Origin of the sequence: Bacillus sp. AM 13(2015) (assembly GCF_001518755.1) — a bacterium.
Taxonomy (GTDB): Bacteria; Bacillota; Bacilli; order Bacillales; family Bacillaceae; genus Bacillus; species Bacillus safensis.
This window is the reverse complement of the sequence record NZ_LKCP01000022.1, coordinates 21,779-33,120: the sequence shown is the minus strand read 5'-3', so window position 1 is coordinate 33,120 and position 11,342 is coordinate 21,779. Positions and strand designations below refer to the sequence as shown.

Genomic DNA, 11,342 nt, shown 5'->3' with positions numbered 1-11,342 from the left:
TAAGGCCTCATGGGCCCTAGCTTTTTTTATAGCATTTTTTTCGCTTTTTGTGTGTTGGCAAAATGCAGCTTTGTAAATTGACGTAAAGCATCTTCACCATGCAGCTTGATGAGCTTGGCGGCGGCCTTGTCTACATGAGGGCCGGCTCCTTTTGGGATGTCAAAGCCTGCAGCCTTTGATAACTTGTCCATTTCAATTAAAAAGGCGTACCTTGCGATAATGGAAGCCGCAGCGACTGACAAATGGATGCCTTCTGCTTTTGTGCTAAAATACGTCCGCTCCCGAATGATTTTTTTCCCAGCCAGATGCCTGAAATAAATGCCTGGTTCTGCAAACTGGTCAATCAAAATAGCCTCAGGCTGCTGTCCGCCCAGTTTTTCTAGCACAGAGGTAATGACTTGGTTATGAAGCAGTGTCTTCATTTTTCCTTGACTCATGCCCTTTTCCTGCATCGTATTGTACTTTTCATTTCGGAGAACGAGAAGGCTGAACGGAATGGTTTTGATGAGATCCTTGGCAATGTTAATAATTTGAGGGTCCTTTAATCCCTTTGAGTCTTTTACGCCAAGCTCTTTCATTAAAGCAAGCTGGCTGGCATCAACATAGGCCGCACAGACTGTGATCGGTCCAAAATAATCACCTGTACCTACTTCGTCTGAACCGATGACCGACATGGAAGCGATGCCGGGCGGCGGACTGTATTTTGTAACAGCAGGTGCTTTTTGACTTTTCGTATCAGCTGCTTGCAAGTGGCTGAACTGACTGGCTTCAGCTTCTGCCTTTTGTCCTTGAAAGAGCACTTTCCCAGATCGATAGGCTGTAATCGTACAGCCAGGGACTTTTGCTTGAAAGAGGGCACCTGGCGGCAAAGTGTCTGTTAAATGGTGCGCATACGCGCTCTTCATCTTTTTGAGGTCTTCTGATGTTGCTTTTAAAACGGATTGGGGCACAGTGGATAACTCCTTTTTACCTTGATATCATTGATTTCTAAAGTGTACCATAACAGGGAAGGGCTCGTCTTTCCATTCAATGTCTAAACATGTTATGATAGAGACTAGGATTCTCGTGGAATGGAGGAGAAACGTTGTCTGACGGCGGTAAAACGAAAACAACAGTTGAGATTTACGGACAGTCCTATACGATCATCGGACAAGAAACGAAGATGCATATGCGACATGTTGCGTCAATTGTTGATGATAAAATGAGAGAAATAAACGAAAAAAATCCATACCTTGATATAAACAAATTAGCTGTACTGACAGCAGTCAATGTCGTCCACGACTACTTGAAATTAAAAGAGCAATACGAAAAATTAGAGATTCAGCTAAAAGAAAAGGAATGAAATTACCGTGATCGATATCATCATTTTGTTTTTGCTTCTTATGGGAACGCTTGTCGGTCTAAAACGCGGGTTTATTCTTCAATTTATTAAATTGATCAGCTTTGTTGTTTCTATCTTAGTGGCTTCCATGTTTTATCAGTCACTTGCACCACAGCTTACGTGGATTCCAGCACCTAATTTTAGCGGCGGTCAACCGCAGCTTGCTTTCTTTAGTGGAAATCTAGAAACAGCTTATTATAATACCATTGCGTTTATCATTCTGTTTATCTTGACCAAAATCCTGCTCGCCATCATTGGCGGATTGCTCACAACCATTGCAAGTATACCTGTGATTAAACAGGTGAACAAACTGCTTGGCGGTGTTTTAGGATTTCTTGAAACCTATTTATTTGTGTTTATTCTATTGTTTGTCGCTGCATTACTTCCAGTAGATGCACTGCAGACAATGATGAGCAAATCAATGTTAGCAGATGTGATCGTAAACAACACCCCTTACCTGTCCGGTCTTGTCAAAGACCTATGGTCGACGTATGGAGTTTAAAAACTTCTCCTTTCCTGGAGAAGTTTTTTCTCATTCCATGACAGAAAGTTGTAGGATGAAGGGAAAGTTTGTATATTTATATAGGAAGATGCCAAAGCGGCTGGAGGATGAGAGATGAATAAAAAAGATATTATCAAACTTCTTGAAACAATTGCAGTATATATGGAGCTAAAAGGAGATAATCCTTTTAAAATTTCTGCCTTTCGTAAAGCAGCGGCGGCACTGGAACAAGACGACCGCAGCCTTTCGCAAATAGATGATCTATTAGCATTACCCGGCATTGGAAAAGGAACCTTTGCTGTGATCACAGAGTATATCGAAAAAGGACAATCAGAAACACTCGAACAATTAAAAAAGGAAGTGCCTGAAGGACTTGTTCCGCTCTTAAAGTTGCAAGGGCTTGGCGGGAAGAAGATTGCTAAGCTTTACCAAGAGCTTGGTGTCCATGATGCACAATCATTAAAAGAAGCATGCGAAGCGGAAAAAGTACAAGCGCTTGCAGGCTTCGGTAAAAAAACCGAAGAAAAGATACTCGCCGCTCTTGAGGAGGCTGGAAAACAGCCAGAACGACTGCCAATTGGCTTTGCATTAGATGTGGCAGAGCGGATTGATCATGCGCTTGAACAGATGAAGGGGATTCTTCGTTTTTCAAGAGCTGGCAGTTTAAGACGTGCACGGGAAACAGTCAAAGATTTAGATTATATCATCGCGACTGACAATCCTGAACAAGTCAGAGAGCAGCTCGTTGCACTTCAAGATGTCAAAGACGTCATCGCAAGCGGTGATACGAAGGTATCTGTCATTCTTGCCCTTGATTTTGAGATCAGTGTAGATTTCCGGCTTGTGACAACAGACCAATTTGCAACAACGCTGCATCATTTCACTGGCTCAAAAGACCACAATATTCGAATGCGTCAGCTGGCGAAGGAACGCGGAGAGCGTATTAGTGAATATGGTGTGGAAACAATTGAAACTGGAGAAGTAAAAACGTTCGAAGACGAGGCCGCTTTTTATGCGCATTTTCAACTTCCGCTCATTCCGCCAGAAATTCGTGAAACCGGAGCGGAGATTGATACGTATAAAGAAAGTATGCAATTTGTCGAGCTAAAAGATATTAAAGGCGACCTTCATATGCACTCGACTTGGAGTGATGGCGCATTTTCTATTCGTGAAATGGCAGAGGCATGTATCGCAAAAGGCTATGAATACATGGCGATTACAGATCACTCGCAATATTTAAAAGTAGCAAACGGTTTAACAAAAGAACGTTTACGTCTGCAAGCAAAAGAAATTGACAAGCTCAATCAAGAATTCGAGCATTTTCACATTTTCAAAGGGGTCGAAATGGATATTCTCCCGGATGGATCATTAGATTATGATGATGACTTTTTAGCAGACATGGATTTTGTGATTGCGTCTATCCATTCTAGCTTTTCTCAGCCGGAGGAAGTCATCATGGAGCGCCTTGAAAATGCCCTGCGGAATCAGCATGTAGATTTAATTGCACATCCAACAGGCCGTTTGATCGGCAGACGAGACGGCTATGCCTTAAATATAGATCAGCTCATAGAGCTTGCGAAGAAAACGGGAACTGCACTAGAGCTCAACAGCAACCCGTCAAGACTTGATTTGAAAACAGAGCATTTAATGAAAGCAAACGAAGCAGGTGTGAACATCATGATCAATACAGATGCACACAATATCGCCATGCTGGATCATATGGAAGTTGGTGTAACAGCTGCAAGAAAAGGCTGGACACCAAAAGCAAATGTCGTGAATACTTTTTCTCTAAACGAGATCAAAAAGTTTTTAACGCGTGACAGGTAGTCGTTAGGAGGCTGGACCATGCTGCAACAAAAAGTGTTAGCATCATTAGAATTTCATAAAGTAAAAGAAAAAGTCATGTCCTATACCGCATCCTCATTAGGAAAAGAAAGAGCGCAGGATTTAACGCCGCTGACGGATATAGAAACCATTCAGCATTTGCTGGAAGAGGTAGCAGAAGCACAGGATGTCATCCGTTTAAAGGGATCTGCGCCATTTGGCGGGCTAACGGATATTAGACGCGGGGTCAAACGGGCAGAAATCGGAAGTACATTAAGCCCATCTGAGCTCATGGAAATTGCAGGACTATTATATGCTGTGAAGAATATGAAACATTTTCTCATGTCTATGTATGAAGATGGTGTAGACATACCGCGCCTTCATACATATGCAGAGACACTGATTTTACTGCCAGAAGTCAGAAAAGAAATCGAAAGCTGTATCGGAGATAATGGAGAAGTTCTCGATCATGCCACTTCGGCACTTCGTTCATTGCGGATTCAATTACGCTCACTTGAATCAAAAGTTCGAGATAAATTAGAATCCATGATTCGTTCACAATCTGCTTCAAAAATGCTGTCAGACACGATTGTTACTATTCGTAATGACCGGTTTGTGATTCCAGTAAAGCAGGAGTACCGCTCGAATTACGGCGGAATTGTTCACGATCAGTCATCATCTGGGGCAACCCTTTTTATCGAGCCGCAAGTGGTCGTGGATTTAAATAACACTTTGCAGCAAACCCGTTTAAAAGAAAAACAAGAGGTCGAAAAGATCCTGCAAATGTTGACAGCGAGCGTGTCAGAACACATTGAAGAACTACTTCACAATGTAAAGGAGCTTCAAACGCTAGATTTTATTTTTGCTAAAGCCAAGTATGCAAAGGCAGAAAAAGCCACAAAGCCTGCTGTGAACGATCAAGGGGAGATTTATTTAAAACGGGCAAGACATCCTCTATTGCCTCGTGATCAGGTTGTGGCAAACGACATTGAGCTCGGCAAAGATTTTTCAACCATCGTCATTACTGGTCCAAATACAGGGGGTAAGACCGTTACTTTAAAAACGCTTGGTCTTTTGACGCTTATGACGCAAGCAGGCCTTCATATTCCAGTTGAAGAAGGCTCGGAAGTAGCTGTATTCGACCAAGTCTTTGCTGATATTGGAGATGAACAGTCCATTGAGCAAAGCTTGAGTACGTTCTCATCTCATATGGTCAATATTGTGGATATCTTAAAGAATTTGACATCTAACTCACTCGTATTATTTGATGAATTAGGGGCAGGAACAGACCCTGCTGAAGGTGCCGCGCTGGCCATGAGTATCTTAGATGAGGTGCATCAAACAAATGCACGTGTCATCGCAACGACTCACTATCCTGAGCTGAAGGCTTACGGATATAACCGAGAAGGTGTCACAAATGCGAGCGTGGAGTTCGACATTGAAACCTTATCACCAACGTACCGCTTGCTCATCGGTGTGCCCGGACGAAGTAATGCATTTGAAATTTCTAAACGTCTTGGTTTGCCAGATCACCTCATTGACCGGGCAAAAGCGGATATGCATGCCGAGCATAATGAAGTAGACCAAATGATTGCTTCATTAGAAGACAGCAAGAAACAAGCGGAAGAAGAGCTGCATGAGACAGAAGTCTATAGAAAAGAAGCAGAAAAGCTTCATAAAGAATTGCAGAGACAAATTCTTGAATGGAATGAGCAAAAGGACAAACTGCTTGAAGAAGCTGAACAAAAAGCGGCAGAAAAAATTGAACAAGCCTCAAAAGAAGCAGAAGACATCATTCAAGAGCTTCGTTCGATAAAAAATGAGCATCGCTCATTCAAAGAGCATGAACTCATCGATGCGAGAAAGCGTCTTGAAGAAGCAGTGCCTGAGTTTGACCGGAAGAAAAAGCCAGAGCCGGCGAAAAAAGCAGCAAGACAGCTAAAATCAGGCGACGAAGTGAAGGTGCTCACCTCGGGCAAAAAGGAACACTGCTTGAACAAACAGGTGACAAAGAATGGAGTGTCCAAATGGGCATTCTGAAAATGAAAGTAAAAGAAAAAGACATGGAATTTATCAAATCGGCACCTGAATTTAAGCAGGAGAAAGCCATTACGGCAGTCAAAGGAAAAGATTATCATGTATCGCTTGAGCTTGATTTAAGAGGAGAGCGTTATGAAAATGCCTTAAGCAGAGTCGAGAAATATTTAGATGATGCTGTCTTAGCCGGTTATCCCCGTGTGTCGATCATTCACGGAAAAGGAACTGGCGCCCTTAGAAAAGGGGTTCAGGAATTACTGAAACAGCACCGAAGTGTGAAAAATGCTCGTTTTGGGGAACAAGGCGAGGGAGGATCAGGCGTTACCATCGTCGAATTAAAGTAAAAAGGAGAAAACGCATGAAAGCCTTTTGGGAAAATGAACTTGTGGAAATTGCCGCCTATTACAGCGTGGCCGTTCTATGTCTTGTCTTATTTCTAACCATTTTTGAACTCGTCACCTCCTATAAAAACTGGGAAGAGATTCAGCGTGGGAACTTAGCTGTTGCCATGGCAACAGGCGGAAAGATCTTTGGGATTGCGAATGTGTTTCAGCATTCTATTGCACAGCACAATTCCCTTCTGCAAATGATTGGATGGGGCGTATACGGCTTTGTGATGCTGCTTGTCAGCTATTTCATTTTTGAATTTTTAACACCACGATTTAAAGTAGACAAAGAGATTGAGAATGATAATAGAGCGGTCGGGTTTATTTCACTCATTATTTCAGTTGGGCTGTCTTACGTAGTAGCAGCCGGCATTTAAGGAGACGACATGGAAAAGCTAGCAAAAGTTTTAATCGTAGTTGCCTGCACTTTTGCGGTCATTGGTGCCGTTTACATGTTCCTGTGAAATGAAAAAGACAAAGTGAGAAAGCTGTCAGGGGTCCCTTGGCAGCTTTTATCTCACCCGAAGGCGGCGAATCATATGAAGCAAATTCTGCAAAAAGACGAAATCATAAAGTGTATTGATACATGTCTCCAAAGAACATCCCTGCCAAGAGACATATATGAACCGTATATTGCACGTCCATTTCAAACGACTGGATTTTTTGATGATTTGAGCCCTTATGTTCAAATTGATCCGAGCGGCTATATTCTCATTCAATATGAACGAGGAATCCAAATGCTGCACAAAAGAACAAAAGAGGCGGATGAAGTCATTTACTGGATTTTAGAAGACACGATTTTTCTCACAGTCTACATCGACATGATGAGGCAGTATCAAGTCGACAACATCCAGACACATTTACCTAATGATCCGAGTATCCATCAACAGATCGTGGAGAGAGTAAATGAGTCATTCCGTGCAATCGGTGGATTATATGAACAGTGGCATCATGAAGGAAAAAGAGCATCGATCGAAACACCAGCGAAGAAATAAAGAGGTCATGGAACCAAGCTCTATTTGAAAAAAGCAAACTGCCTTAAGGAAAAGTTTGCTATAATAAAATAGTACGAAAGTTCAGGAAGGAGGGTTTTTATGCAGTCAGATAAACGTTGGCTTCTGCATTACCCGAATCAAATTCCCCACGAACTCACCATCCCAAATGAGACGTTACAATCTTACTTATTCAGCTCCGCAGAGGCTGCACCTGAGCATACAGCCATTCATTTTCTAGGAAAAAACATCACCTATGAGCAGCTCCAAGAAGACGCATTGAAACTAGCTGGTCACCTGATGGAAATTGGCGTGAAAAAAGGCGACAGAGTAGCGATTATGCTGCCAAACTGTCCTCAATCGGTCATTTCTTATTATGCTGTTTTAATTGCAGGCGGCATCGTTGTTCAAACGAACCCGCTTTATACGGAGAAAGAATTGGCATATCAAATGGAGGACAGCGGCTCCAAAGTGCTGATTACATTGGATTTATTGTATCCAAAGGCCTATAAAATGAAAGCGCTGACAAGTATGGAACACTTGATCATCACCAAACTACAGGATTATTTACCATTTCCAAAAAACATTCTGTTTCCTATCGTCCAAAAAAGAAAAAATAAAATGGTCATCCAAGTCGAGAAAAGTGATACCATTCATCACTTCTCACAAATCATGAAAGAATCATCAGGAGAACAAATCCCGCAGCTTGCCTTTGAACCGAAAGAGGATGTCGCTGTTTTGCAATATACAGGTGGAACGACCGGTTTACCAAAAGGGGTCATGCTGACGCATGAAAATATTTTAGCGAATACTGAAATGTGCGCTTCTTGGATGTATAAAACGACAAGAGGAAAAGAACGAATCCTCGGCATTATTCCGTTTTTTCATGTATACGGAATGACGACTGTATTAAATCTTGCTGTCAAAGAAGGACATTCAATGATTCTCCTTCCTCGATTTGACGCAGTTGATACCCTCAAAACGATTGAAAAACAGAAACCGACACTCTTTCCAGGTGCACCAACCATGTATATCGCCTTGCTGCATCATCCCAATATTGAAAAGTATGACCTGTCGTCCATTACTGCATGTTTAAGCGGCTCGGCGGCTCTTCCTGTTGAAGTCAAACAGAACTTTGAGAAATTAACAGGAGGACGTTTAGTGGAGGGGTATGGTCTTTCCGAAACCTCACCAGTGACCCATTCTAACTTTTTATGGGGAGCGAATAAAACAGGCAGCATTGGCTGTCCGTGGCCTGGAACAGACGCAGGTATTTATTGCGAGGAAACGGGTGGCCTCAAAGAGCCATATGAGCACGGAGAAATTATCGTCAAAGGACCGCAGGTTATGAAAGGATATTGGAATCAGCCAGAGGAGACAGCAGCTGTATTAAGGGATGGATGGCTTTTTACCGGAGATATTGGGTATATGGATGAAGACGGTTTTTTCTATATCGTTGACCGGAAAAAGGATGTCATTATTGCGAGCGGTTATAATATTTACCCAAGAGAGGTCGAAGAAGCCCTTTATGAGCATGAGCTTGTACAAGAAGTTGTTGTCGCAGGTATACCAGACCCTTATAGAGGAGAAACAGTAAAAGCATTTGTTGTGCCGAAAAAGGATGCTTATTTAACAGAGGATGAACTCGATCGCTTTGTGAGAACGAGAATTGCTTCATTTAAAGTACCGCGCGTGTATGAATTTAAAGAGTCACTGCCTAAAACGGCTGTCGGAAAAATTTTGCGCAGAGTTTTAATTGAAGAAGAAAAAAGAAAGCACGCTTCATCATCTGAAACAGCTGTTGATCAATTAAAGAAATAACGACCTTTATCATCCGGTCGAGCGGCCGGATGATTTGAATGATAACAGCCTGCTCTGGTATGATAAAGGTTGAAAAGAAAGAAGAAGATCTCTTGACAAATCACCCGTTTCTTTTTAACATAAAGTTATGAATGAATGCTCATTCAATTTAGAAAGGGACGAAGCACATTGAAGCAGAAAAGACCGAAGTACATGCAAATTATTGATGCAGCAGTTGTGGTGATTGCAGAGAATGGCTATCATCAATCACAAGTTTCAAAGATTGCGAAACAAGCAGGGGTCGCAGACGGAACCATTTATCTTTATTTCAAAAACAAAGAGGATATTCTCATCTCATTGTTCAAAGAAAAAATGGGACAATTCATCGAACGGATGGAAACAGATATTCAAAAGAAGCCGTCTGCCAAAGAAAAGCTTCTACTGTTGATTGAGGAGCATTTTCGCATGCTGGCGCAAAATCATCATTTGGCTCTTGTGACACAGCTTGAACTCAGGCAGTCAAACCTTGAGCTGCGGCAAAAAATCAATGAAGTGCTAAAAGGGTATTTAAATATGCTCGAGTCAATTTTAACAGAAGGAAAGAAAACAGGAGAATTCAGACAAAATTTAGATGTCCGCTTAGCGAGACAAATGGTATTTGGGACGATTGATGAAACCGCAACAACATGGGTCATGAATGATCAAAAGTATGATCTGCCTGCACTCGCAGAAAATGTACATGATCTGCTGTTAAGCGGAATACATCAATCCTAAAAACAATGTGAAAAAGGATGATTGACATGGAAAAGATACTCAGCTTACATCATGAAGGACAGACAGCGCTCATCACGATTCAGAACCCACCTGCAAATGCCTTATCCTCTCAGCTGCTCACTGAGCTTAATGACATGTTCGATGAGCTGGAACAGAATGAAGAAGTAAGAGCGATTGTGATTCACGGAGAAGGCAGATTCTTCTCAGCAGGTGCTGATATTAAAGAATTTACCACTTTACAGGAAGAGTCTGATTATGCAAGCCTCGCAGATAGAGGACAGCAAGTTTTTGAACGGATTGAACAATGTCCAAAACCAGTCATTGCCTCGATTCACGGAGCAGCATTAGGCGGAGGCCTTGAGCTTGCCATGTCTTGTGATATCCGAATCGCAACAAAAGATGCGAAGCTTGGACTTCCAGAACTAAACCTCGGCATTATTCCAGGATTCGGCGGCACGCAGCGCCTCCCGCGCTACGTTGGTTCTGCTAAAGCGCTTGAAATGATGGGAACAGCTGAACCGATTACAGGTGAAGAAGCATTTGCCTGCGGACTTGTTACAAAGCTGGCAGAAACAGAGGAAGAAGCGCTCACAGCGGCCAAAACACTTGCGGGGAAATTTGCAGCGAAAAGCCCAAAATCACTTGAATATGTGCTTGATTTATTGAACGCAACAAAACTGTATTCATATGACGGCGGAATGAAGCTGGAAGCCAAAAAGTTTGGTGAGGTTTTCCAATCAAATGACGCCAAAGAAGGCATCCAGGCCTTTATCGAAAAGCGCAAACCGAACTTTAAAGGGGAATAAGGGATAAGTACGACACAAGGGGGAGAAATAAATGAATATATTTGTTTTGATGAAGCGTACGTTTGACACGGAAGAGAAAATTTCTATTCAGTCTGGTGCAATTCAAGAAGATGGAGCAGAGTTCATTATTAATCCTTATGACGAGTATGCCATTGAAGAAGCCATTCAGCTTCGTGATGAGCACGGGGGAGAAGTGACCGTTGTGACAGTTGGCGGTGAAGATGCGGAGAAACAGCTGAGAACAGCGCTTGCAATGGGCTGTGACAGGGCCGTCTTATTAAACATGGAAGATGATCTAGAAGAGTGGGACCAATATTCAGCTTCTACCATTCTTTATCACTATTTAAAAGACAAAGAAGCTTCCTTGATCTTAGCAGGGAATGTAGCAATTGACGGCGGCTCTGGACAGGTAGCTCCGCGTCTTGCTGAATTACTCGGCTTTTCATATGTGACAACGATAACAAGTATTCAAATTGACGGCGGCTCTGCATCGATTGAACGAGATGCAGAGGGTGATGTGGAAGTCATTTCTACCGAACTCCCGCTAGTCGTCACAGCTCAGCAAGGACTCAATGAGCCTCGCTATCCATCATTACCAGGCATTATGAAGGCAAAGAAAAAGCCTTTAGAAGAATTGGAACTTGATGATTTAGATCTGGACGAAGACGATGTACCATATAAAATCAAAACAATTGAACGTTTCTTACCGGAGAAAAAAGAGGGTGGCAAGGTGCTGAGCGGCGAGCTTCAGGATCAAGTCAAAGAACTGACAGATCTACTCAGAAATGAAGCAAAAGTCATCTAAACATCCACTTTACGATATCACGAGAACAAGGGGGA

10 protein-coding genes and 1 pseudogene are annotated in these 11,342 nt (G+C 42.4%); 10 read left to right on the top strand and 1 reads right to left on the bottom strand.

Annotation, left to right across the window (positions count from 1 at the left end; translation table 11 throughout):
- Nucleotides 1-26: 26 nt before the first annotated feature.
- On the bottom strand, nucleotides 27-950 hold the full coding sequence (gene rnhC, locus AOQ70_RS02475) for a ribonuclease HIII (protein WP_082700803.1): 924 nt from the start codon (nucleotides 948-950) through the stop codon (nucleotides 27-29).
- Nucleotides 951-1,084: 134 nt separating this feature from the next.
- Here rnhC and zapA point away from each other — a divergent pair, with 134 nt between their 5' ends.
- The 10 genes and pseudogenes from zapA (at nucleotide 1,085) to AOQ70_RS02425 (ending at nucleotide 11,307) form a co-directional block, all read left to right on the top strand.
- A complete protein-coding gene (gene zapA, locus AOQ70_RS02470) occupies nucleotides 1,085-1,342 on the top strand; it encodes a cell division protein ZapA (RefSeq protein WP_012010831.1) in 258 nt (85 codons plus the stop codon).
- A gap of 7 nt (nucleotides 1,343-1,349) precedes the next feature.
- Complete coding sequence (locus tag AOQ70_RS02465; protein WP_024423226.1) at nucleotides 1,350-1,883, top strand: CvpA family protein; 534 nt, start codon at nucleotides 1,350-1,352, stop codon at nucleotides 1,881-1,883.
- Between the two features lie 114 nt (nucleotides 1,884-1,997).
- Entirely contained in the window at nucleotides 1,998-3,710 is a 1,713-nt protein-coding gene (polX, locus tag AOQ70_RS02460; RefSeq protein WP_059374756.1) for a DNA polymerase/3'-5' exonuclease PolX, read from the top strand.
- Between the two features lie 21 nt (nucleotides 3,711-3,731).
- Nucleotides 3,732-6,088, top strand: a pseudogene (locus AOQ70_RS02455) (endonuclease MutS2).
- Between the two features lie 14 nt (nucleotides 6,089-6,102).
- Nucleotides 6,103-6,507: a DUF350 domain-containing protein gene (locus tag AOQ70_RS02450; RefSeq protein WP_008345990.1), complete on the top strand. Its 405-nt coding sequence runs from the start codon at nucleotides 6,103-6,105 to the stop codon at nucleotides 6,505-6,507.
- A 162-nt stretch (nucleotides 6,508-6,669) separates the two neighbouring features.
- The gene (locus tag AOQ70_RS02445) at nucleotides 6,670-7,125 is read left to right on the top strand and encodes an immunity 63 family protein (protein ID WP_059374754.1); all 456 of its coding nucleotides are present in this window, start codon (nucleotides 6,670-6,672) and stop codon (nucleotides 7,123-7,125) included.
- A 99-nt stretch (nucleotides 7,126-7,224) separates the two neighbouring features.
- Nucleotides 7,225-8,943, top strand: coding sequence for an AMP-binding protein (locus AOQ70_RS02440; RefSeq protein WP_059374752.1), 1,719 nt, complete (start codon nucleotides 7,225-7,227; stop codon nucleotides 8,941-8,943).
- A 168-nt stretch (nucleotides 8,944-9,111) separates the two neighbouring features.
- Nucleotides 9,112-9,696 (top strand): TetR/AcrR family transcriptional regulator, encoded by a 585-nt coding sequence (locus AOQ70_RS02435; protein ID WP_039180499.1) that lies wholly within the window; start codon nucleotides 9,112-9,114, stop codon nucleotides 9,694-9,696.
- 26 nt (nucleotides 9,697-9,722) lie between these two features.
- Nucleotides 9,723-10,502 (top strand): enoyl-CoA hydratase, encoded by a 780-nt coding sequence (locus AOQ70_RS02430; protein WP_024423220.1) that lies wholly within the window; start codon nucleotides 9,723-9,725, stop codon nucleotides 10,500-10,502.
- Nucleotides 10,503-10,533: 31 nt separating this feature from the next.
- Nucleotides 10,534-11,307, top strand: a complete 774-nt coding sequence (locus tag AOQ70_RS02425) for an electron transfer flavoprotein subunit beta/FixA family protein (RefSeq protein WP_059374750.1) — start codon at nucleotides 10,534-10,536, stop codon at nucleotides 11,305-11,307.
- Nucleotides 11,308-11,342: the final 35 nt, after the last annotated feature.

What these genes read in the sequence shown, in the direction of transcription:
- AOQ70_RS02425 (WP_059374750.1), top strand. Translation starts at nt 10,534, where the DNA reads ATGAATATATTTGTTTTGATGAAGCGTACGTTTGACACGGAAGAGAAA.
- AOQ70_RS02445 (WP_059374754.1), top strand. Translation starts at nt 6,670, where the DNA reads ATGAAGCAAATTCTGCAAAAAGACGAAATCATAAAGTGTATTGATACA.
- polX (WP_059374756.1), top strand. Translation starts at nt 1,998, where the DNA reads ATGAATAAAAAAGATATTATCAAACTTCTTGAAACAATTGCAGTATAT.
- AOQ70_RS02440 (WP_059374752.1), top strand. Translation starts at nt 7,225, where the DNA reads ATGCAGTCAGATAAACGTTGGCTTCTGCATTACCCGAATCAAATTCCC.
- AOQ70_RS02450 (WP_008345990.1), top strand. Translation starts at nt 6,103, where the DNA reads ATGAAAGCCTTTTGGGAAAATGAACTTGTGGAAATTGCCGCCTATTAC.
- AOQ70_RS02430 (WP_024423220.1), top strand. Translation starts at nt 9,723, where the DNA reads ATGGAAAAGATACTCAGCTTACATCATGAAGGACAGACAGCGCTCATC.